Raw genomic sequence first — 23,457 nt, forward strand, 5'->3', positions numbered from 1 at the left:
TGCGCTTTCTCTTCTTCTTTAGCTTTCTCTTCTTCTTTAGCTTTTTCTTCTTCTTTAGCCTTTACTATTTCTTGCGCTTTTTCTTCTTCTTTAACTTTTACTTCTTCTTTAGCCTTTACTATTTCTTGCGCTTTTTCTTCTTCTTTAACTTTTACTTCTTCTTTGATTTTTGCCTCTTCTTTAGGTTTTACTATTTCTTGCGCTTTCGGTTCTTCTTTAACTTTTACTTCTTCTTTGATTTTTGCCTCTTCTTTAGGCTTTACTATTTCTTGTGCTTTCGTTGTTTCTTTCGCTTTTGCTACTTTCTGCGTCTTTATTTCTTTCTTTTCTTTAACTGATTTTTGTACTTTCGCTACTTGCTTCGTTTTCTCTTCAGTTTTCTTTTCAGTTGGTGCTGTACTTGATAGGAAAGAAACGTTTGCATAAGCAGTTTTTCCTTTATACTCAAATTGCAGCCATCCGTCTTTTACTTGATGCGTTGATTCAATTACATCATCTTTTTTTAGTCTGCCAAGAATTTCTGAATCCGTGTTTGCTTCAGTACGTACATTTAACAAATTCGCCGTTACATGATATACATCTTTTGTAAACTCCGAACTTACAAACACTTCTTTACCATTCAACTCAATTTTTGACCAGCCATCTTCGGTATTTATGACTTTTAACTCTTGCCCATTCTTTACTTTTTCGACCACTTTTGATTCTGTAGTCGGTTTTTCACGTACGTTAAGTACATCTGCTGTTACGATTGTTTCTGCGGTAGCAGTTGTAGTAAACGCTCCCAATCCAAAAACAGTTGCTGTTGCTGCGCCAATTACTTTTTTCATATTACCCTCCATTAAATTTTTTGAATTTTATCAAATGTCTCTGTAAAATTGTATAATTTTACATAATATCAAAACATTTGCAACAGCATATTAATATTGTTTAATATACTGTTATTAAAACTCCTTACTCCAATACTATCAAATTCTCATTTCTAATTCTATATATTATAAATCTCCTTATCTTTTATAAAAGCTCCATGCCCTTCTTCACACTAAATAGTTGTGGCAATTCCCGCCAAAAATAAACTTACGATTGCTAAAATTTGAGTAGCGACAATAGCCCCTCTTAAATGAAACTTATAATCTTTATATCCTTTCATACCTTCCGTACTAGGAATCACAACAAACCTTGGAGTAATCCAGCAAAAAATTAGCCAATCAATTATAAGTAAATCTACTAAATTGAAAATCATTAAAATACCAAAAGTGTGTAAATAGGCATCCATATACATTAACTTTTCATGCTTATGTAGTATATATGTAGAAACGAAAGGAGTACCGAAAAGAATAGTATTATATACAATATTAAAATAAATGGTTTGCTTTTTTTCATGAATCGATTTTGGAAAAACTACCTTTTGAATATCTTTCGGATAATCAGTTAACGAAAGTCGAGGATTATAATATAAGGACCCTAAAATCATTACGGATAGTACAATAGACATGATGACACCAACGTACATCATTTGCTCAAATTGATTCATATGCTTCATTCACCCTTTTCTGTAATTACTATGATGGTCATTCACTTAATTACATATTGTATGTACGTACATAATCAAAAATTAACAACTAGCTTTAATAGCGAAGCAAAATTGTTGCAATGCAAATGCAAATTTAATACAGTGGAAGCCTAATTGATACAGATAGGATTGGTGAAACCTATGAAAATTGAACATATTGCAATTTGGGTAAATGACTTAGAATGTATGCGTGATTTTTATATGAAATACTTTAATGGTAAAGCAAACTCTTTATATCATAATAAAACGAAACAATTTGAATCTTATTTTATTACGTTCGAATCTGGAGCAAGACTTGAACTTATGCGTAAAAAAGGGATTGAAAATAAGCCTAATTTAAACATAACCGGCTACACTCATATGGCTTTTTCTGTCGGTAGTGAAGAACGTGTGAATGAACTAACAAAGGTGATAAAAGATGCTGGTTATCCTTTATTAAATGGACCACGTTTTACTGGAGATGGCTATTATGAAAGTGTAATAGGCGATCCAGAAGGCAATCAAATAGAAATTACGATTTAACTTACCCTTTTCCACCACCTCCGTATTTTTCCACAGATTAGGCGGTGCTGTTGTTGAGGTGCCAAATGAGGCAACTGCTTACTTTTACCGAAAAGCACTATCAAACATGCCAATATTCGCTACTTGGGAACAGCCAGAAGGTGCTGGTGGAAGTATTCGATGGGTTGAAGACTTCCGCTTAGCAATGCTTCCATTTACAAAAGGTGTCTATGTTAATACTCCTGACCTATCCATTAAAAATTGGCCAGATGCATACTTCAGTTGCAACTTTGACCGATTAATGGAAGTAAAAGCGGAATACTTTGCGAAAAATGTCTTTAACTTTCCGCAAAGTATTCCGCTTTTTTAAACTATATATTCCACCTAATATATCAAAATATAAAACATCCATTTTTTTATGGGTGTTTTACAAAAAGAGTTTACATAATATAATTATTAGTTGCTTCTTTTACTAAATATCTATTCAGCAATCGAAAGTAACACTTTCTCAAGGTCTTTTTTAGATAACATACTTTCGTTTATATAGCCATTCTTTTAATTGTACTTCATCCAAAGCTCCGTTCCCCTCTCATAATCCTTCACACTATATTCGCTCGTTTTTCACAAAAGGTTCATTTTACATGAAAATTTATTTATTACAATAAAAATATAAGGTATATTTTTATGAAAAGGAGGAATTCAATAATGAATACAGAGGATAAAATTCACGCTGAAAAAGTGTTAAAAAATCTATTCATCGGATCACAAGTTGATGGATTACAATTTGGTATTTCTCCAGGCGCTATAAAGATTCATTTCACAAACTTTCACGACTCAGTTTATTATGACGGACAATTATATATCAATATCGAATCCAAATGGTGTTTATTTAATAAACCTCAAAAAAGCTACCCATTAAATGAAGATGAATTTGAAGTTTATTCTGAGAAAGAAGAATATGAAAGAATATGTAAGATAAGAAGACAAAAAGTTACCGATATACAACTTGGCTTAGAAAGCCCTCATTTAATTATTACATTAGAGAGTGGACAAATTATTTTTTTAAATGGTTTTCATGATTATTATGAATGTTGGCAAGCTGGTGTCCTATGTGAGCAATGGCTTGTAGTCGCTGCACCTGGGAATGAAATCGCCACTTGGGCTCCCGATGAGTTTACCGATAAGTAAACTGTCTTCACGAAGAAGAAACGAAGATATTTTATGAAGTACTATACTAATGAACTACATAATCATTTCTATTACACGTAAACAAAATGACGATTTTACTTTAATAGAGCTCACTTTATTAAAGTTGAAAGGATGATAATGATGGCATGTGTCCATGATTTTGGAATAATTGACGATTTTACTTCTCAAAAAAATTACGAAGATTATACACCAGAGAAATATCATTGTATATCTGTTGATGATGATATTATCAGTAGTTTAAATCAAAATTTATCAATTATGAAAACCTACTTCCATACAGTCAAAAATCAGAAATACGGTTTAGCTTACTGTGGTATTACAATTATCCCGCCTGAATCATTAGCAATTTTCTATGAAACAGTTACATCCTCAAAGTTCTTCAGAAAATCTGATGAGCTGAATGAGTTAGCTTCAAAAATTGTACAAGCTGCAGCAGAACAGAAGTACATGATCCATTATGGGGTTTAAATGTAATACATTTATTCCTTAACCATTTAGTCAATGCTTGAGCCTATGGACCCATCTTTTACAAGTGAGGGCGCCCCTATTAATCTAAATAAGCGTCTCATTTCCAATCTTCCAGCTAAACCATCTCCCGTGCCCTTCTGTTTCTCCCACCGTTTCACGATATTCGTTTCCGTTAATATAATAATCAATATGAAGGTCACGATCCCACATGTTGTTATACAGGTGGAATACATCACGTTTTGCGCCAATTTCTTGTATTTGTTTTTCTAACTTATGTTTTACTTGTTCTGGTATTTGATTTGCAACATGTGTATGGAAAATACAAATAACAGCTTCTTCACTTATTTGTTCAATAATAGATGATAATAGCTCTACACCGTCTCCTTCTATTAATTGGACAGATTCATTTTTCACTAAAGATGCAGCTTGATCAAACATCTCAAGCCTTTCTTTATGTTCTGGCCAAATTAAAGCACGTAACCATAAATAATGTTCCTTATTATGTAAATCATTCACATGTAAGTCCAGTCCAATTCTTTCTACGACAGATGGGCTTTCTTTTAGAAAATGTGGCACATTCGTCCCTCTTATTTCAGAAGTTACATGCACATTTGAATTTATATTTCCGTACATTTCATCCGTCCCGTACGAATAACTATATTGGTCCCAGAACAGTTGCAACCCAGAACTTGTCCCAATTTCAATTAACGCTAACGGCTTCTTCACTTTGTTAAATATGTAGCAGAAACTTGGGTATAAGTATGCGCACCGTCTTACTTCATTTGTTTGAACGAGTTTCGTTTGTAACAAAGTAATGATTTCTTCTCGGTACTCTTTACAGAAATCTTTAAAATGATTAAAAGCTTTATCTAAATTTGTATCAGCATTTTCAACTAAACTACTATAATACGTTTTTAAATGATGTTCTTTCCCTGCTAACAATAAATAATGTACTGCACCTAATAGTAAGTTTGGGACTGGTTGACCTACCTGAGCATAGGACGATAGTGTAAGTACTTCCTCATCTTCAGCAATTTTCATTGATAAATATTCATATAAATCACTTGACCCTTTACATTCCTTTATTGAAAAGTTTCGAAATAAGTTTGAAATTTGTTCTTTTGTACACATTAGAGTCCCTCCTTTTTATTTTTCAGAATAATCTTACCATTACAGAAAGAATAATCCTATAAAAAGGTACTCGATTTAGTCACTTAAGGATACGTAAGCTTTTTCGAGATAATTTCAAACTGTAATTTTTTTCTATTTATCACCTTAAAAGAGCTTGTTAAATAAGATTTTTAGCGAATAAAACGTTAAATAGTTTAAAATTATCAGATAACACTAGATATTTTAGTCTATTAATTATTATAATAGAGTATGAGATGGTTATATAATTGAGACAAAAAAGGTATACACCTAGGTGGGGCCTAGGCGGTGTTTCTCTTTTACGGCTTAGACATAGAAAACACCTACACTTTTTTGCCAATATAGGGGATGGAGAGATTATCATGAGCAACATGCAGCAAAAAACAGACGTTATCTTAATTGGTGCAGGAATTATGAGTGCAACGTTAGGCTCATTACTAAAAGAATTAGCACCAGAATGGGAAATTAAAGTTTTTGAAAAACTCGCAAGTGCCGGGGAAGAAAGCTCTAACGAATGGAATAATGCAGGTACAGGGCATTCTGCGCTATGCGAACTGAACTATACTTCCGAAAAAGCTGACGGATCTATAGATATTAGTAAGGCTGTAAAAGTGAATGAGCAATTCCAGCTTTCAAGACAATTTTGGGCATATCTTGTAAAGAGCAAATTAATTCGTAATCCACAAGATTTTATTATGCCACTACCTCATATGAGTTTAGTACAAGGGGAAAAAAATGTTGAGTTTCTAAAAAACCGTTTTGAAGCGCTTTCAAAAAATCCACTGTTTCAAGGAATGGAATTTTCTGATGCTCCTGAAACATTAAAAAAATGGCTTCCACTCATTATGGAAGGCCGCACATCTAATGAACCGATGGCGGCAACGAAGATTGACTCTGGAACAGATGTTAACTTCGGTGCATTAACACGTATGTTGTTTGATTACTTAAAAACAAAAAATGTCGAGCTAAACTACAAGCATAGTGTCGAAAATATTAAGCGCACGAAAAATGGTTTGTGGGAAGTAAAAGTACACGATATGAATAGTGGTAAAATTGAGCATCATACTGCTAAATTCGTCTTTATTGGCGGCGGTGGCGGTAGCCTACCTCTACTTCAAAAGACTGGTATCCCTGAATCAAAACATATCGGTGGATTCCCGGTAAGTGGACTATTTATGGTATGTAAAAACCAAAAAGTTGTAGAGCAACATCATGCGAAAGTGTACGGTAAAGCTAAGGTTGGTGCTCCGCCAATGTCTGTACCTCATCTAGATACGAGATATATAGACAATAAAAAAGCTTTACTGTTTGGACCATTCGCAGGCTTCTCACCTAAATTCTTAAAAACAGGTTCAAATCTTGACTTAATCGGTTCTGTAAAACCGAATAACGTCTTAACGATGTTAGCCGCTGGTGTAAAAGAAATGGGACTTACAAAATACTTAATTCAGCAAGTTATGTTATCACATGAAAAACGTATGGAAGAATTACGCGAATTCATTCCGAACGCGAAAAGTGAAGATTGGGATATTGTAGTTGCTGGGCAACGTGTACAAGTAATTAAAGATACTGATGCTGGCGGTAAAGGGACACTTCAATTTGGTACAGAAGTAGTAAGTGCAGCTGACGGCTCAATCGCCGCATTACTAGGCGCATCACCAGGTGCTTCTACTGCTGTTCACGTCATGCTTGAAGTATTAGAAAAATGTTTCCCAAGCCGCATGGTAGAATGGGAAGAAAAAATAAAAGAAATGATTCCTTCATATGGCATTTCACTAACTGAAAATCCAAGATTGTTCCAAGATCTTCACACTTCTACTGGTCGTACACTTGGATTAAACGAAAAAGAAACTGTTCATAATTAATGAAGAAATAAAAAAACGTCCGATATATTCGGACGTTTTTTTGTCTACTAAAAATTATACTTATCAATATTGTCTTTCGTAAATACAACTCGTTCTGGTAATACGATAATTCCATTCCCTTCTGCCTCATAATCATATCCTTGAATGGAGTTTGGCTCTACCTTCACTTTTCCAATTCCTTTTACTTCAAAGCTATCCCCTACTTTTAACTTCTTCCCTTTTACAACAATTTCATTTGCTACATACGTTGCGAGAGCACCTTGTTGTTTTACATCCCATAAACCAAATTGTGCTACTGTTCCTCGTTTTACGTAATCACGCATAACGTTTGGTGTAGAGAAGCCAGTTACGACAACCTTTTTATCCATTTTTAAATTTTCAGCTGCTTGTGCCATTGCCGGAAGTGCCGTTGCATCTGGACAAATGACTGCATTAATATCAGGATACGTTTTTAAAATATTCTCTCCTACTGACAAAGACTTTTGCGCATTATTTTCACCGTACTGCGTCGTTACAATTTCCCAGTTCGGATATTTCTTTTTAATAATTTCTTTCGCTTTCGTTACCCATTGGTTTTGATCCGTTACTGTCGGGCTAGAATAAAAGAAGGCTACTTTTCCTTTATCTCCAATTTGCTTTGAAGTCATTTCTATTAATAAATTAGCAAGTTGGTCTGGTGTTCCTTGGCTTATATAAAAAGAACGATCTTTCGGATTCACATCAGAATCCCATGTTAACACCGTCATCCCTTTTTTCTTAGCACGTTGCAGTGATTGCGATAACCCATCCACTGACGTAGATGAAACCATAATCGCATCATAGTTTTGATTAATGAAATTGTTTATATATTTAACTTGCCCTGAAACACTCGCTTCAGACGGTCCATCATACTTCACTTGCACGCCTAACTTATCTCCCATCTCTTTTGCCCCTTCACCACCCGATGTGAAGAAACCAACTCCTGTTAATTTCGGAATAAATGCAAATTTCACATCATCAACCTTTTTCTTATCTGCCGTTTGGCTAGAACACGCAATTAAACCGATTAAACAAATACATACAATCAATACAATCCCCAGTTTTCTCTTCATGACATTTCCCCCTTATGCAAATTCTTTCTTTTCTCCGCTAAGAATTGATGTAATTTGAAATGTCTCATAATAACTGAAAGAATAAGGATAATACCTATTACTACATTGGATTGTTCATTTGTTAAACCCGTCATTTGCAAGCCATACTGCATGAGCCCAATAAAAATACTCGCTAGTACAGTACCAATAATACTTCCTTTTCCCCCCGTAATAAGTGTCCCGCCTAATACGACTGCTGTAATGATTGGTAAAATTGTTTCACTTCCCATATCAGCACGTGCGGAACCGAAGTAGGCAGTTAAGAAAGCGCCTCCTAATCCACCTCCTAACCCTGAAAGTATGTAAGCAATAATGACTACTTTTTTCGTTTTAATCCCGGTGTATTTTGCTGTATTTTCGTTTGCACCTGTTAATTTTACATGGCGCCCGTATATAGTTCGGTGAAATAATACAGTACATAAAACTGTTAATACGATCAGTAGCCATAATAAATTCGGTATTCCTATAAAACTACCATTTGCCAGTTGTACAAATGTGTCAGGTAAACCGCTTATTCCTTCGTACCCAGAAGCACCTGCCCCTCCTGAAATGACGAGGGCAATTCCCCCGTATAAAAACATCGTTCCGAGTGTAACGACGAGTGGTTCTACATCCGTCATTTTTATAATGAGTCCGTTTAAAGCGCCTGCTAAACAACTAATTATTAGGGCGATTATAACAGCAAACAAAATAGGTATTCCGTTCATCCAAAGTACACCGATTAAGATTGAAGTGAGCCCCATTATTGAGCCGATCGATACATCAATTCCTCCTGTTACTATAACAAAAGTCATTGGTATCGCCGCAATTGCGATAAATAGGAAATCATTTGTACTAAAAAGGAGATTACTAATATTTAAGAAATCACTATTTATTAAACTAAAAAGGATGAATTCTACAAGAAGTAATACAATTAGAACCCCTTCCCATCTATATACATACTTCATAGATTCATCCTCCTTTCTGCCTTCCACTTTTTCATAACACTATCTAATATGATGATAAGTAATAATAAAAAACCTGAAATAGCATTATTCCAAAATGCTGGTATTTTTAAAAAGACGAGTGAGCTACTTATTGTTTCTAAAAATAACGCTCCTAATGCAGCTCCAAATAAAGATCCTGTTCCTCCTTTTAAATGAATTCCTCCTAGTACAGCGGCTGCGATTACTTGTAATTCTAATCCTGTACCTGTTTGATTTGGCACGAAACCGATATTCATAACAAATATGCAACCAGCGAGCGCAGCGCTTATGCCTGAAATCATAAACGCATATATCTTCACTTTATTTACAGGTATACCAATAAGCCTCGCGCCATCTTCATTATCACCTACCGCATAAAAGTATCTTCCCAATGGCACTTTTCTTAAAAAGAAGTATAGTAGTAGTAAAATAATAAGAACGAACCATACAGTTATAGGTAAACCAAGAATGATGATAGATGACAGCTGCTTAAAATCGTTTGGAATATCTTCAATCCACTTCCCGCCTGTGAAAATTAACATTGTACCTCTAATAATTCCTAACATGCCTAATGTCATAATAATGGCTGGTACCCGAAACTTCGCAACTCCAATACCATTTACGAAACCAATAATGGCCCCAAGTATAATAGCTACAAATATCGACAAGAATGCACTATACCCATTCGTTAACATCATTCCGCAAACTGCTGCACTTAACCCCATGCTTGAACCAACTGATACATCTATATTTTTCGTAAATAAGACGAACGATTGACCGATTGCTAGCACGACTAAAATAACGCTTGATTTCATCAGTAAAGATAACGAGTTAAATTGAATAAAACTAGGGTTTATCATTCCTACAATAGCTATATAAATTAGTAGTAACAGTATGATAGACGTTTCATGCATTTTTAACATATGTTTCATTCCGCTACACCTCCGTATGCAAGGCGTGTAACTTCATTCACACTCAGTTGTTCTTTTTCCATATGAGAAACAAATCGCCCATTTCTCATTACATATACACGGTTTACTAATTGGACAATTTCTTCAACATCTGAAGAGATTAATAAAATTGCGAGTCCTTCCCTTTTCATTTTTTTTATCGTCTCATACACTTCAAGCCTTGCTTTCGCATCAATTCCGCGAGTCGGCTCATCAAGAATAATAATTTTAGGATTACATGCAAGATACTTCGCAAGCACGACCTTCTGCTGATTACCTCCTGATAAAGATGCCAGTTCTTTATTCATATCCTGTACAACAATTCGGAACTGTTCTATAAACGAATTAACTAAAGCGCTTTCTTTTTCTTTATTTATAAAAAAGCGATTATTTTGATATAAACTTGCTGCTGCAATATTTTCTTTAACAGAAGCAATTGAGAAAATTCCATTCCTCGCCCTATCCTCTGGCACATAAACTAGTCCTTCGTCTAGCCTTTTATGCAAAGAACACGTATCAATTGATTTTCCACCCAATAAGATAGACCCTGATTTTATAGTTTTCAATCCAAATATCGCTTCTGCTAATTCCGTTCTGCCAGATCCTATAATGCCAGCAACACCTACAACCTCACCCGCATGTACAGTGAATGATATATTTTCGAATGCGTGACCATTTATATCAACCACTTCTAATATTTTTTTCGTCTTTACTGTCTCTTGAACTACTTCTATTTTCTCTTTCTGTTTATATCCTTTTGGCAATAGTCCCTCCATCAGCATGTCATATGTATAGTCACATACATCACCTTGGCTTACAACCATTCCATCACGTAGTATTGCTACTTTGTTGGCAATTTCAAAGATTTCTGGAAAACGATGCGTAATATAAATCATCCCAATTCCTTTTTCTTGTAAACTTTTCATCAACACAAAAAGACTCTTAATTTCGTGTGTTGTTAATGTCGATGTTGGCTCATCTAGAATAAGAATCTCAGCTTCTCTTATTAATCCTCTAACGATTTCTACTAACTGTTGTTGCGCAATCGATAATGTTCCTCCTAGTTTATTAAGGTCAATATCCCATCCTAAGCTGCTAATCAATTGCTGAATCTGTACTTTTAGTTTCTTTTTCTTTTCTTTTAACCCGATACATATATTTTCTTCAATAGTCATATGCGGAAAAATGAGTGGTTCTTGCGGTATTAAATAAATACCTTTTCGGTGTGCTTCTGATGGATTTGAAAACTGTTGCTTCCTTCCTTTTACATACATCTCTCCATCATCATACGAATATAACCCCGTTAATATTTTCATTAATGTTGATTTCCCGGCGCCATTTCCCCCCACTAAAGCGTATATATCTCCGCGCTCTACTTGTAAGTTCACTTCTTTTAATACAAGTTGATTTAAAAACGCCTTACTCATTTTCTTTACTTGTAATAAAGGTACGTTCTCCACATGATGTCACCTGCCTTTATCCAGAACATTTTTTGAGAAAATGATTATTTGTTCTACTTGTTTTGTAGCATTGTATATTCCTTTTTTTATATCTAGAACACTTTTTTCTACGTACTATTAATCGTTTCAACTGGAATAAACAAAATATATGGTACATATGTTTAAGCTGTGGTCAATTGTTGAAAGGGATGAAGAGTATGACTCAGCTGAACTTTGAAGAAAATTTATTAACTAAAGTAGCTTGGTACTATTATAAAGACCAATTAACACAACAGGAGATCGCGTCACTTCTTCATATTTCAAGAAATAAAGTCGTCCGGTTATTAGATAAAGCGCGGAGTGAAGGTATCGTTACATTTCACGTAAAAGGGACTGGTTTGCACTGTTTAAGTATTGAGCGTGACCTAATGAAAAAATTCCACTTAAAAGATGCTTTTATTATCCCTACCCCAGTAAACAATTATCACGCTTCTCTCGGAAAAGCTGCTGCACAATATTTAGAAACTCATCTCCAGCAAGGCGATTTACTCGGTATTGGCTGGGGAGAAACAATTAGCAAAATGCTAGAAAACATTCATTTTGAAAGTTCTATCAACCTTTCAATCGTAACGCTCACAGGCGGGGTAAATCACTATCTCCCGAGAAAACAAAACTATTTACACTACATGCAAGGCGAACTTCACATTATCCCTACGCCGTTTCTAGCGTCTACAACCGAAATGGCACAAAGTATTCTATCAGAACCGAGTGTAAAAGATATGCTTCAAGTCGCTTCACTTGCTCATACGGCTGTTGTCGGTATTGGGGGATTATCTCAAGACGCTACGATTGTAAAAGAAGAAAAATTAACACTACGTGAGATGACATATATTCGTAGTCAAAACGGTGCTGGCGATATTTTAGGACAGTTTTATAATACAAATGGCGATTTATTAGAACTCTCGCATCACAATCGTCTAATTGGCACGCCCCTCTCTATTTTGCGCAATATGAAGCATGTCGTCGGTGTTGCTGGAGGTACTGAAAAGATAGATGCAATTTATGGTGCCTTAAAAGGAAAGTTTATTCATTCATTAATTACCGATGAGGAAACTGCCCTCTCCTTATTACGAAAGGATGGTGATTGTTAATGACCCATTTATTAGCTTTCGATGCTGGTACAGGGAGCATTCGAGCAGTTCTTTTTGATTTACATGGTAATCAAATTGCAGTAAGTCAAAAAGAATGGATTCACAAATCTGACCTTCGTTATCCAGGCTCTATGAACTTTGATGTAGTAGAAAATTGGAAGCTAGTACAAGAATGTACGAAAGAGGTGCTTCAAAAAAGCAACACTCCTGCCTCTTCTATTCTTGCTATTAGCGCTACAAGTATGCGAGAAGGATTTGTTTTATATGATCAAGATGGGCAAGAAATATGGGCGTGTGCAAATGTTGATGGGCGCGCATCCGTCGAAGTTAGTGAATTAAAAGAAATTCGGTCACATCTTGAAAAAGATTTATATACAAAGTCTGGTCAAACTTTTTCATTAGGTGCTTTACCACGCCTACTCTGGATAAAAAAACATGAACCCGACGTCTATAATAATATTTACTCTTTTACAATGTTAAACGATTGGATTTTATATAAACTAAGCGGCGTACTACAAATTGATCCCTCAAACGGATGCACGTCAGGTATTTTTGATTTACAAAATAGAGTGTGGGATAACGATGTCGCTAAGGAGTGCGGTCTATCTTTGCCATTTTCACCAACAGTAAATGAAGCTGGTACAGTAATTGGCAACGTTACAAAAGAGTGTGCAGCATTAACTGGATTACGTGAAGGGATTCCTGTCGTCGCCGGGGGTGGAGATGCTCAAATGGCATCGCTCGGAACAGGAATCGTGAAACCAAATCAAACGTTAATATGCGGGGGTAGCTTTTGGCAACAAGAAGTGAATGTTACTGAGCCAATAACAGATCCACATGCTGCGATTCGAGTAAATTGTCACGTCGTTCCGAACCTATGGCAATATGAAACAATCGCCTTTTTCCCAGGTCTCGTTATGCGCTGGTTTCGAGACGCTTTTTGCCAAGAGGAAAAGAAACTTGCTGATAAACTTGGTGTAGATGCTTATGAATTACTAGAAGAACAAGCGAAAGACGTACCTGTCGGTTCACATGGCATTATCCCTACTTTTTCAAACGTTATGAACTACATTTCTTGGCGTCATGCCGCACCTTCATTCTTAAATTTAAGTTTAGACGCTGACAAATGCGGAAAAAAAGAACTGTTTCGTGCTATTGAAGAAAATGCAGCCTTCATTACACTTGGAAACTTAAAATTAATAAAAAATCTAACTGGCACATTCCCTTCTGAAGTTATTTTTGCTGGCGGTGCCGCTAAAGGAAAACTATGGCCACAAATTCTATCAGACGTACTCGGTATTCCTGTAAAAGTACCTGTTGTGAAAGAAGCAGCTGCTTTAGGAACTGCGATTGCTGCTGGAGTTGGTGCTGGCATATATTCATCTATGGAAGAAACTGCCGAAGAGTTTGTACAGTGGGAGCAAACATTCGAACCAGTTACTGAAAATCACGAACTATATAAAGAGTTCTATGAAACATGGAAAACTGTATATGACAGTCAGCTCGCTTTAGCTGATAAAGGGCTCACCTCACATATGTGGATTGCGCCTGGTGCACTGTAACACATTACATAAAGGAGTGAACTGTATGTTAAAAGCGAATGAAAATGACTTCTCCTATCGCTTCGGTGATAACGGGCCGAAATATTTAATACAAGGGCCAAATATTGATCTTGGCCTTGTTGTCATTCAACCGGGCCAGGAGTTTCAAAACCATTATCATACGACGTGCGAAGAGGTCTTTTATGCATTAGAAGGTGAAATAGACTTCTATGTAAATAACGAAAGAGTTCCGATTAAACAAGGTGATGTCCTGCAAGTTCGCCCTCATGAATCTCACTATCTGATTAACCATTCTGACAAACCTTTTAAAGCTGTTTTTATAAAGTCACCACATTTACCAAATAAAGATACGGTACAAACGGAAAATCCAACATTAACGAAGGAGTGATTTTGAATGACTTGGGGATTTAAAAATCGATTAAATACAATTTTACCTGATGGTAGAGCGGTTATGTTAGCAATAGATCACGGTTATTTCTTAGGACCAATTCACGGACTAGAACAACCACTTGAAACAGTTAAAAACTTACTTCCTTATACAGACTCCCTCTTTTTAACACGCGGTGTACTTAGCTCCTGCATTCCTGAAAACTGCAGCACACCGATGGTTATGCGTGTATCTGGTGGCGCTACTGTCGTCGGTAAAGATTTAGCGAATGAAACAATTGTTACACCTGTGAAGGAAGCAGTGAAGCAAAACGCAATTGGCGTTGGCGTTTCTGTTTTTGTCGGATCAGACTATGAAACACAAACTGTTACAAATCTCGCAAATGTAGTTTCTGAAGCTCATGATTACGGCCTACCAGTACTCGGCATTACCGCAGTCGCAAAGGAATTACAAAAACGTGAAGCTCGCTTTCTAGCACTTGCTTCCCGCGTATGTGTTGAAATGGGTGCTGATATTATTAAAACGTATTACTGCGAAGGATTCGAAAAAATAACGAGCACATGCCCTGCCCCAGTCGTCATCGCGGGCGGCCCAAAACTAGATTCAATTGAAGACGCATTAAACATTACGTACAATGCATTGCAAGAAGGAGCAATTGGAGTAGACATGGGCCGAAACATATGGCAATCCGAGCACCCAGCTGCGATGATCCAAGCAATACATGGCATTGTGAAAAATGGATTGAATGTGAAAGAGGCACTTGAACTTTATGATGATGTGAAGAATTAATGTGAAAAGACAGACTATTTATTAGTCTGTCTTTTTTACTTTACAGTGAAACTTTCATAATCCGTCTTCTAATATGATACATACTTAAATTTTATACACCTTCAAATGATTACTCTTGTTGATCGCTATTAAGCTTTGAAATTTTCTTACCTTCTCTATAATCAAGACAAGACACTTCAATTAATAAGCCATTAAATACTGTAAAATAAAAACCATAACTACTACCTCGCATCGAATAAGGTTCCTTATCTATTTCAATGCCGCCTGCTACTAAACGATTATACGCTTGATCAACTTCATTTGAAGTATCCACTAAAAAACCAATATGAAAAGCTTCAGGATACATAACTTCCTTATTTCCCTTAAATGCTTTTGGATCGCTCAGCACAAGTATAAATCCACTTTCATCACTCATTACTAATAATGCCTTTCCCTTTTGCTCTAAAAATTGAAAATCAAAAAATGTTTCAAAGAAATGTCTCGCTTCTGATAAATCATCAACACATAAATTCAAATGATTTAACTTCATTCACTCATCTCCTTTTAAGCAGAGGGTATGTAGACTCATTTTCATAACACTTAAATATGAAAGGTAAGATATTCAAGCGTTCCGTCTAAGACTATGCTTTATAAGTCTAATACTTTTCTCCATAGCCTAGAACGTTTTTTTAAATGAATGAAAGATTTCCTATCATTCCCATCCCCCCAGTCATAAAAAAGAGGATACATGATTGCTTCTACAACATGTATCCTCTACTTATATATTACGACTGTTGATAAGCCGATTTCGATGATTTCACATAATAAACTGCATGATCCACATTAATAATATGATCTGGCTTTGGTTTACCACGGCCCGCTCTATGTCCAGCTAAGTGTTCTTCACTTGTTTCCCAGTTTTTCCATGCTTCTTCAGATTCCCAGCGAATCATTACGACAACTTCTTCGTCGCCGCGTCTTACTTTTTTCACGAGAACACTTAAATCGATGAAGCCTTCAAATTTTTCAATAATACCTTCTCCAGTGAAACGTTCTACAACTATATTTGATGTACCTTCTTTTACTGTAAATGTTTTCGTTTCGATAAACATATATCCCACTCCCTCTTTGTTATACGAATACTAGTATTCTTCTATTATAATTGATTATGATAATTATTTTCAATTGTAAAGTTTTAATTTTTTGAATTATGCTGATTTCTTTTCTATCGCCTCATCTAAAAATTTGAAATATGGAAGTAAGATTCCGACTAAAGAAGTGACACATATAATTGAACCGATAATAAAGTATAGTGCTCTTACTCCCCACATTTCACTCAATATGCCCCCTACTAACACACCTAACGGCATAGCGGATCGTATGAAAAATAAGCGCACTGAAAATACTTGTCCTATCATATTATTCGGCACGGTTTGTTGGCATATTGTCGTGTTATGAACATTGAAAAATGCAATACAAATCCCTGCTATTACTTCAATTATTATTGCAATGATAATACTATGATTGAATCCTAATGAAATGTATGTGAGTCCCCCTATAAACAATCCTCCAAGCATAAGTATACGCCGACTTTTATATGTTACTTTTCCGACTAATACTGAGCCAATTACGTAGCCAAGTGGAAAACCTGCCATGAAATAACCGTACTCTGCATATCCCGCTGACAGCTCGTCTTTTATATAAGGAAGATTTGTGACCATCGTTACCCCTACTCCAAACTGCACGAAAGTAAGAAATATACCGAGCCAAATGATGATTGGTTTTGTGAAAAAATATGTAAAACCGTGAAAAAACTGTTCTAGCCACGTTTTCCGAATAGGTTGCGACGTTCTATTTTCTTTTATATAAAATAAGAAAGTGCCACTAACAAATAAACATATGCATACGAAAGATAATGTAAGTTCTGTTCCAATCAAATGAATGACTACTCCGCCTAATACTGGCGCAAGAGACATCATAAGGCGAGTCATTCCATCAATGTACGCATTTGCATCTTGAAGTTGTTCTTTCCCTACAATGCTCGGTGTAATTGCTTGACTTGCAGGTGTATAAAGTGGTGTAATAAGTCCCACTACAATTTGAACAACATAAATGTGCCAAACTTCTATACTACCCGAAACTAGCATCACCAAAGGTAATAAAAATACGGACGCTCGTATCCATTGTGAAAATATCATAATCCACTTCCGGCTCCATTTATCAATAAATGGGCCACTTATTAATTGCAATATGAGTGATGGGATGAAATATAATAACCACATACTACTTAAAGCCATTTCTGATCCTGTTAACTCATATACTAGAATTGAATTACATAACGTTCCGAAAGCCCCTCCTAATTCAGAGATTGCACTACCAATCCACATAAAAAAGAACGAACGATTTTTCAATACACTCTTCATTATAGCTCACCAACTTTTCTCTTAAATTCCTCCCTTTATGTACATTCTTGTTGCATATTATCTACTCAAAAACGCTTCTAATTCTTTCGCTAACGACTGCACTGCTTTCTTCCTTAATACATACTTTCCATCATGTATATCAACTAACTTCGCTGCACGTAACAATTTCAAATGATGGTGTACTGTCGATTTACCAAGCTGCAATCTTTCCGTTATTTCCTGTAATGTACGTTCTTTTTTAAACAACATTTTTACAATTCGCAATCTCGCCTCATCCCCAAGAGCCTTATGTTTTTGAACTAAAAAATAATTCGGTTCATACGGATCTTCAGGATGAATGCTTTCATTCGCAACTGGATAATGAAATACTTTCGTATCATCAATATCTGCTTCAATATTCCACGGTCTGTACGTCATTTGCGGAATAAGAAGTACGTGATGAACACTTGGCTCTGGCATATAGTTCACGCCACCAGTCGCCCACTCGACAAACTCTTCCGGCTTCATCTTTTTATTCATTTCATTTTTTGCTTCATAATCTCGTTTTAATATAGAAAGTATTTCTTCTTCCTCACTCTTAATTACACTCTCATACCAACCTGTCATTACAGCGATTAAATGAGATTTCAGCACTTGTACATCTACATCACATATAAAGCGAATGTACGTAGAGAAAAACTGATGATCATGTGTTAATTCCTTTAGTTCATGTATTGCAGTTCCATCTCTACTTGCGGCTAAACGTCTTTTTTTCTCATATTTCTCCCCTAAAAACGGTAAACATATATACTTCAAATCTTCTTCTGAAAGTGAATCGATTTTAACATGAAACTGTGATACATCCTGTATGTCTTCTTCATACAACAACTGAAGCAATGCTTTCCACGTATTATTTTCTTCGACAAATTGTAAGTGCTCTCTCATTTCTTCTGTTAATGATTTCTTAATTTCTTCCCATTCATTTTGACTCTTTTCAAGTGTATCAATTAACCTCTTATGAGTAATTGCTGCAATGCCAAGCGCACATTCGAAAAGTATCGAATATTTCACTTGAACGTTATAAGTTTCCCTCTTTCTACTCGTTATGTGATAGACCTCCATTTTTATCCCCTCCTTGTTTGCTATATATCAAATTCTATTTTTATCGAATTTAACCTTCTATATTTTTAGAATTATTTTGCGACTTCAAAAAAACTCTAATCAATGAGCAAATAGAGAAAGGTTTATACTCTTTTTCATTCTGACTCAATTAAAGCCTTGATTATTAAGTATCATATTAAAAAGAAGTTTTTTAATGGCTCTGTTATAAGTTGTCTTTCACCCTCTTGTGCAACTATAGAAAAGGTTTATTGAAGAGAAAAGAGAATTGGTTTTATTAAGAAAAATGAACAGGAGGCTATACGAATGGGAAGAAAAGAAATGTTGCAAAATGGAGTCCAACAAGTTTTTTACGAAGAAGAATGGTACCCACCAATATCAGAAGCGTTAAAGAATCTTACGGCTGAACAAGCATGTTGGCAACCAGAAGGTGCTGCCAGTAATACGATTTGGGAAAATGTGAACCATTTATTAATCTTTAAAGAACGCCTACTTTCCCGCTTACATGAAGACGACACATTTGTTGCTCCACAAAATAATGATGAGACGTTTATCCAAGGTGGACCTAATGAAGATGCCGCTTGGCAGCAAACCGTAAAGCGAACGCTTCAAGTACATGATGCCTTACAATCTTCATTAACCGCCCTTCAAGAAGCAGAACTAGATCAACTAAGTCCTTCTCTACCAGTTTGGCAACAATATATGAATATCCTTTTGCATGATGCTTATCATACAGGACAAATTATACAGCTTCGAAAACTTCAAGGTTCATGGCCAACTCACCGTTCTTATTTATAAAGTGAAATTTTAATCAGCTCTTACCAATCGGGATTTTGCGGGCAGCCCATCTCCACCTCACTTCTTTGCTTTCCTTGAATTTTGAGGTAAAAATCTTACTGCTCGTTAATCCGGAATAAACGATGTTTAAAATCGCATACGTTTAATATCCAACAAAACAATTGAAAACAGCTAATTGTTCGATAATTACTGCGATTGCTCAAATTAAAATACATTGATTCCTAACATAACTTACATGCTTCATAACTTCTAATCATAATCCAAATTTGGAAGAATAGATGCTTTTTTATATACAAATAATAACTCTCAAGGAGTTGTTGACATGTATTTCATATTGAATATGTTAGGGATTTTCGTTGTCATATTAATCATTTTCTTATGTTCGCCTAATAAAAAACATATAAAATGGAGACCAATTGTAATTCTCATCCTATTGGAGCTTTTTATTACGTGGTTTATGTTAGGCACAAAGCTCGGCAGTATTATCATTAATAAAATTGCGTCATTTTTCAGTTGGCTACTAGCATGTGCGAATGAAGGTATTCGATTTGCATTTCCTTCAGCTATGGAAAGTCAGCACATTGATTTCTTCTTTAGTGCGTTACTTCCTATCATTTTTGTTATTACTTTTTTCGATATTCTTTCTTATTTCGGAATCTTAACTTGGATTATTGATAAAGTAGGTGCAGTTATTTCAAAGATTTCTCGTTTACCAAAGTTAGAAAGTTTCTTTTCGATTCAAATGATGTTTTTAGGAAACACCGAAGCACTTGCGGTTGTTCGTGATCAATTATCTGTTTTAAAAGAAAATCGATTATTAACTTTTGGAATTATGAGTATGAGTAGCGTTAGCGGATCCATTCTTGGTGCTTATTTATCAATGGTTCCAGCAACATATATTTTCAGCGCAATCCCATTAAACTGTATTAACGCATTAATTTTAGCCAATGTATTAAATCCTGTGGAAGTTTCGAAAGAAGAAGACGTTGTTTACACACCTTCAAAACATGAAAAAAAGGATTTCTTTTCTACTATTTCAAACAGTATGTTAGTTGGGATGAATATGGTTATCGTTATTTTAGCTATGGTAATTGGTTATGTAGCTTTAACAGCATGTTTAAATGGGATTTTAGGATTTTTTGTAACGGGGTTAACAATTCAAAAAATCTTCTCCATTATCTTTAGTCCTTTTGCATTTTTACTCGGTTTATCAGGCAGTGATGCTATGTATGTAGCTGAATTAATGGGGATCAAAATAACGACGAATGAATTTGTTGCAATGATGGATTTAAAATCAAACTTAAAGTCGCTACAACCGCATACGGTTGCGGTTGCAACGACATTTCTAGCTTCTTTTGCTAACTTTAGTACAGTAGGTATGATTTACGGAACTTACAATTCATTATTTGGCGGAGAAAAATCATCAGTCATCGGTAAAAATGTTTGGAAGCTTCTTGTTAGCGGGATGGCTGTTTCTTTATTAAGTGCTATGCTCGTTGGGCTATTTGTATGGTAATTAATTTTTATAATAAAAGACACCCAAGCCAATTGAGTGTCTTTTATTATTATTTTCGAATTTGTCCATTTCCACGAATCACATATTTTGTAGAAGTTAATGCTGGAAGCCCCATTGGTCCTCTTACGTGTAACTTTTGTGTACTGATACCAATTTCCGCTCCGAATCCAAATTCGGATCCATCTGTAAAACGAGTCGATGCATTATGATAAAGTGCCGCGGCATCTACAGAAGTAAAAAACTTGCTGACGTTTTCCTCGTTTTCAGTAATAATTGCTTCAGAATGCATAGATCCATACGTATTTATATGATGAATCGCTTCTTCAACAGTGGAAACCATTTTCACTGCTAGTGTGAGAGATAAAAACTCAGTTTCCCAGTCTTCTTCTGTCGCAAGTAAGATAGAAGAATCAATCGCCACTGCTTTATTATCACCACGTAGCTCCACTCCTCTTTCCTTCAAGGAAGAAAACAACTCGCTACCATATTGCTCTGCCCAATTCTCATGAAGTACAATCGTCTCAATTGCATTACATACAGATGGGCGCTGTGTTTTTGCATTTATAATAATATTAAACGCCATTTGTTTATCTGCTGTTTCATCAATGAATATATGACAATTTCCCGCACCTGTTTCAAGTACTGGAACAGACGCTTCTCTCACAACAGTATCGATTAATTGTTTGCCACCTCTTGGTATAAGAACATCCAAGTACTCGTTCAATGTAAACAACTGTTTTGCACTATCTCTCGTTGTATCTTCTATGAGCTGTACACTTTCTGAAGGCAAGCTAGTTTGCTTAAGCGCCCGGTGAATAACGCTAACGATGGCTTTGTTAGAATGGATAGCAGAAGAACTACCACGTAGTATTACTGCGTTTCCTGTTTTTAAACAAATTGTAGCAGCATCAACAGTTACATTCGGTCTTGCCTCATAAATCATCCCGACAACACCAAGTGGTACGCGCATCTCCTGAATAGATAGTCCATTTGGCCTTTCCCATGCACTTACACATTCTCCTACAGGATCACGTAATTCAATTAGCTGCTTAATCCCCTCTGTCATATCAATAATACGATTTTCAGTTAGCAGAAGACGATCAAGGAGTGAATCAGAAAATCCTTTTGCCTTACCTTCTTCAATATCCCTCTTGTTTTCTTCTAAAATATAAGCTGTTTCTAATATTAACTGATCAGCTATTGCGGAAAGTGCTTCGTTTTTTTGCTCTGTAGATTTAAGCACAAGCTCTCTAGCAACCTCTTTTGCTTTTATCCCCTTTGCCAACACTTCATTCATTTTTATTTCCTCCTTTTTAAAGTGAAACCCAATGATCCCTATGGATGACTTCATAACTATGTCTCTCGCCTCTTACTTGAATATCTTGGCTTTGCATACCTTTTACATCTATTAGTTCCTCTGCACTATATGTGCATTGTCCTTTTCCTATTACGCGCCCTTGTTGCGTTACAACCTCTACAACTTCACCCACTTGGAAAAATCCTGATACATTCGTAACACCAGCTGGAAGTAAACTCTTACCATGCTGAATGATGGCAGTAGCTGCCCCAGCATCTACTTCAATTTGTCCGCTAACAAGCGAATGTAAGGCAATCCATTGCTTGTTCATCTTCATTTCTTTTTGAGGAGCATTACCAACATACGTTCCATCACCCTTACCCTTCAAAACATCTACAAACTTTTCCTGTCCACGTCCTGTTCCGATAAATACACTCACACCAAGAGAGAGCGCTGTCTTTGCAGCGTCGATTTTTGATTTCATACCGCCAGTCCCAAGTTTTGAGCCAGCATCTCCTGCAAGAGAAGAAATTTCTTCCGTAACTTCAGGAAGAAAATAATATTTTTTTGCATCCGCATTTTTCTGAGGATTTTTGTCATATAACCCGTTCACATCCGTAAAGATCATAAGCATATCCGCCGAAACAAGCCCGCTTACTAAAGCTGACAGCATATCATTATCACCGAACGTCAGCTCCTCTAAAGAGATGGAATCATTTTCATTAATAATTGGAAGAGCGGAGCGGTTTAATAATTCTCCTAACGTAGCGTAAGCATTACTATATTGTTCTTTTCTAGAAAAATCACTTCTCGTCAGCAAAAGTTGCGCAGTAACGATGCCATATTTACGGAATTCCTCCGTGTACGCCTGCATTAACAAACTTTGTCCGACAGCTGCTGCAGCCTGTTTCCCTTTAATCGTTACAGGTCTGCTAGGATATCCTAGCGCTGAAAAACCTGCAGCGACGGCTCCAGATGTAATTAACACAACCTCGTGCCCATCTTCTTTCAACCGAGCCAATGCGGCAACGTGATCTGAAAGCTGTTCTGTAGAGATGCCTCCGTGACTATCTGCCAAGGAACTACTCCCAATCTTTACAACAACTCGTTGTTTTTTCACTTTTTTATCCCCCAAGTCTAAAATCAAAGTTTTTTATAAATTACACTTCATTCACTTTGTAACTATATCTATTCTCATCAATGCTGCAAT

Annotated in this window: 24 protein-coding genes; 11 read left to right on the forward strand and 13 right to left on the reverse strand. The window is 35.9% G+C overall.

Translation table 11 applies throughout. From position 1 onward, the window contains the following. Together ACS2QP_RS16700 and ACS2QP_RS16705 are read right to left on the reverse strand one after the other, a co-directional pair. Positions 1-827: SH3 domain-containing protein (locus ACS2QP_RS16700; protein WP_438882646.1), on the reverse strand; the 827-nt coding region annotated here is incomplete at its 3' end. Positions 828-1,039: 212 nt separating this feature from the next. Next, positions 1,040-1,531 (reverse strand): hypothetical protein, encoded by a 492-nt coding sequence (locus ACS2QP_RS16705; protein ID WP_001071244.1) that lies wholly within the window; start codon positions 1,529-1,531, stop codon positions 1,040-1,042. Positions 1,532-1,711: 180 nt separating this feature from the next. Between ACS2QP_RS16705 and ACS2QP_RS16710 the strand changes: the two genes are divergently transcribed. From ACS2QP_RS16710 to ACS2QP_RS16725, 4 genes are all read left to right on the forward strand, one after another. Further along, positions 1,712-2,092 carry a VOC family protein gene (locus ACS2QP_RS16710; RefSeq protein WP_000687535.1) on the forward strand — a complete coding sequence of 127 codons (381 nt, stop codon included), beginning with the start codon at positions 1,712-1,714 and terminating at the stop codon, positions 2,090-2,092. A gap of 58 nt (positions 2,093-2,150) precedes the next feature. After that, complete coding sequence (locus ACS2QP_RS16715) at positions 2,151-2,441, forward strand: BBE domain-containing protein (RefSeq protein WP_002041349.1); 291 nt, start codon at positions 2,151-2,153, stop codon at positions 2,439-2,441. Positions 2,442-2,776: 335 nt separating this feature from the next. Next, positions 2,777-3,259: a hypothetical protein gene (locus ACS2QP_RS16720; RefSeq protein WP_400154791.1), complete on the forward strand. Its 483-nt coding sequence runs from the start codon at positions 2,777-2,779 to the stop codon at positions 3,257-3,259. Between the two features lie 138 nt (positions 3,260-3,397). Beyond that, on the forward strand, positions 3,398-3,748 hold the full coding sequence (locus ACS2QP_RS16725) for a hypothetical protein (protein ID WP_001999997.1): 351 nt from the start codon (positions 3,398-3,400) through the stop codon (positions 3,746-3,748). Positions 3,749-3,832: 84 nt separating this feature from the next. Here the strand turns inward: ACS2QP_RS16725 and ACS2QP_RS16730 are convergent, their stop codons facing one another. Further along, positions 3,833-4,879 (reverse strand): DUF2332 domain-containing protein, encoded by a 1,047-nt coding sequence (locus ACS2QP_RS16730; protein WP_017673831.1) that lies wholly within the window; start codon positions 4,877-4,879, stop codon positions 3,833-3,835. Positions 4,880-5,259: 380 nt separating this feature from the next. Between ACS2QP_RS16730 and ACS2QP_RS16735 the strand changes: the two genes are divergently transcribed. Next, positions 5,260-6,762 (forward strand): malate:quinone oxidoreductase, encoded by a 1,503-nt coding sequence (locus ACS2QP_RS16735; protein WP_000069138.1) that lies wholly within the window; start codon positions 5,260-5,262, stop codon positions 6,760-6,762. 47 nt (positions 6,763-6,809) lie between these two features. Here the strand turns inward: ACS2QP_RS16735 and lsrB are convergent, their stop codons facing one another. The 4 genes from lsrB to ACS2QP_RS16755 are packed head-to-tail and all read right to left on the reverse strand — an operon-like array spanning position 6,810 to position 11,267. Then, positions 6,810-7,853 (reverse strand): autoinducer 2 ABC transporter substrate-binding protein LsrB, encoded by a 1,044-nt coding sequence (lsrB, locus tag ACS2QP_RS16740; RefSeq protein WP_000823660.1) that lies wholly within the window; start codon positions 7,851-7,853, stop codon positions 6,810-6,812. Then, entirely contained in the window at positions 7,850-8,839 is a 990-nt protein-coding gene (locus ACS2QP_RS16745) for an ABC transporter permease (protein WP_000878521.1), read from the reverse strand. The genes lsrB and ACS2QP_RS16745 overlap by 4 nt, the downstream gene beginning before the upstream one ends. After that, positions 8,836-9,789: an ABC transporter permease subunit gene (locus ACS2QP_RS16750; protein WP_000682144.1), complete on the reverse strand. Its 954-nt coding sequence runs from the start codon at positions 9,787-9,789 to the stop codon at positions 8,836-8,838. The genes ACS2QP_RS16745 and ACS2QP_RS16750 overlap by 4 nt, the downstream gene beginning before the upstream one ends. After that, positions 9,786-11,267 carry a sugar ABC transporter ATP-binding protein gene (locus ACS2QP_RS16755; RefSeq protein ID WP_000432615.1) on the reverse strand — a complete coding sequence of 494 codons (1,482 nt, stop codon included), beginning with the start codon at positions 11,265-11,267 and terminating at the stop codon, positions 9,786-9,788. Before ACS2QP_RS16755 ends, ACS2QP_RS16750 begins: the two co-directional genes overlap by 4 nt. A gap of 197 nt (positions 11,268-11,464) precedes the next feature. On the opposite strand from ACS2QP_RS16755, the gene ACS2QP_RS16760 reads away from it, so the two are divergent. The 4 genes from ACS2QP_RS16760 to lsrF are packed head-to-tail and all read left to right on the forward strand — an operon-like array spanning position 11,465 to position 15,136. Beyond that, a complete protein-coding gene (locus tag ACS2QP_RS16760; protein ID WP_000192709.1) occupies positions 11,465-12,397 on the forward strand; it encodes a sugar-binding transcriptional regulator in 933 nt (310 codons plus the stop codon). Then, positions 12,397-13,959 (forward strand): autoinducer-2 kinase, encoded by a 1,563-nt coding sequence (gene lsrK, locus ACS2QP_RS16765; protein ID WP_438882647.1) that lies wholly within the window; start codon positions 12,397-12,399, stop codon positions 13,957-13,959. The genes ACS2QP_RS16760 and lsrK overlap by 1 nt, the downstream gene beginning before the upstream one ends. A 25-nt stretch (positions 13,960-13,984) precedes the next feature. Next, a complete protein-coding gene (locus tag ACS2QP_RS16770) occupies positions 13,985-14,347 on the forward strand; it encodes a cupin domain-containing protein (protein WP_000909986.1) in 363 nt (120 codons plus the stop codon). A gap of 6 nt (positions 14,348-14,353) precedes the next feature. Beyond that, positions 14,354-15,136 (forward strand): 3-hydroxy-5-phosphonooxypentane-2,4-dione thiolase, encoded by a 783-nt coding sequence (lsrF, locus tag ACS2QP_RS16775; protein ID WP_000219782.1) that lies wholly within the window; start codon positions 14,354-14,356, stop codon positions 15,134-15,136. A gap of 109 nt (positions 15,137-15,245) precedes the next feature. Here lsrF and ACS2QP_RS16780 read toward each other — a convergent pair whose 3' ends face one another. The 4 genes from ACS2QP_RS16780 to ACS2QP_RS16795 all read right to left on the reverse strand — a co-directional run bounded on the left by ACS2QP_RS16780 (position 15,246) and on the right by ACS2QP_RS16795 (position 18,639). Continuing rightward, the gene (locus ACS2QP_RS16780; RefSeq protein WP_438882648.1) at positions 15,246-15,665 is read right to left on the reverse strand and encodes a VOC family protein; all 420 of its coding nucleotides are present in this window, start codon (positions 15,663-15,665) and stop codon (positions 15,246-15,248) included. 235 nt (positions 15,666-15,900) lie between these two features. After that, entirely contained in the window at positions 15,901-16,227 is a 327-nt protein-coding gene (gene hmoA / locus ACS2QP_RS16785) for a heme-degrading monooxygenase HmoA (RefSeq protein WP_000469498.1), read from the reverse strand. Between the two features lie 96 nt (positions 16,228-16,323). Next, positions 16,324-17,538, reverse strand: a complete 1,215-nt coding sequence (locus tag ACS2QP_RS16790; protein ID WP_438882649.1) for an MFS transporter — start codon at positions 17,536-17,538, stop codon at positions 16,324-16,326. A gap of 57 nt (positions 17,539-17,595) precedes the next feature. Further along, complete coding sequence (locus ACS2QP_RS16795) at positions 17,596-18,639, reverse strand: ArsR/SmtB family transcription factor (protein WP_438882650.1); 1,044 nt, start codon at positions 18,637-18,639, stop codon at positions 17,596-17,598. 303 nt (positions 18,640-18,942) lie between these two features. On the opposite strand from ACS2QP_RS16795, the gene ACS2QP_RS16800 reads away from it, so the two are divergent. Both ACS2QP_RS16800 and ACS2QP_RS16805 read left to right on the forward strand, forming a co-directional pair. Next, entirely contained in the window at positions 18,943-19,434 is a 492-nt protein-coding gene (locus tag ACS2QP_RS16800; RefSeq protein WP_438882651.1) for a DinB family protein, read from the forward strand. Between the two features lie 322 nt (positions 19,435-19,756). Continuing rightward, positions 19,757-20,950, forward strand: coding sequence for a NupC/NupG family nucleoside CNT transporter (locus ACS2QP_RS16805; RefSeq protein WP_000273596.1), 1,194 nt, complete (start codon positions 19,757-19,759; stop codon positions 20,948-20,950). A gap of 49 nt (positions 20,951-20,999) precedes the next feature. On the opposite strand, the gene ACS2QP_RS16810 is transcribed toward ACS2QP_RS16805, so the two are convergent. Both ACS2QP_RS16810 and proB read right to left on the reverse strand, forming a co-directional pair. Beyond that, the gene (locus ACS2QP_RS16810; protein WP_400154794.1) at positions 21,000-22,247 is read right to left on the reverse strand and encodes a glutamate-5-semialdehyde dehydrogenase; all 1,248 of its coding nucleotides are present in this window, start codon (positions 22,245-22,247) and stop codon (positions 21,000-21,002) included. A 16-nt stretch (positions 22,248-22,263) separates the two neighbouring features. Beyond that, a complete protein-coding gene (proB, locus tag ACS2QP_RS16815; protein WP_000744803.1) occupies positions 22,264-23,367 on the reverse strand; it encodes a glutamate 5-kinase in 1,104 nt (367 codons plus the stop codon). Between the last annotated feature and the right edge of the window lie 90 nt (positions 23,368-23,457).

This window comes from Bacillus cereus group sp. Bce019 (assembly GCF_051781745.1).
Classification (GTDB): Bacteria; Bacillota; Bacilli; order Bacillales; family Bacillaceae_G; genus Bacillus_A; species Bacillus_A cereus.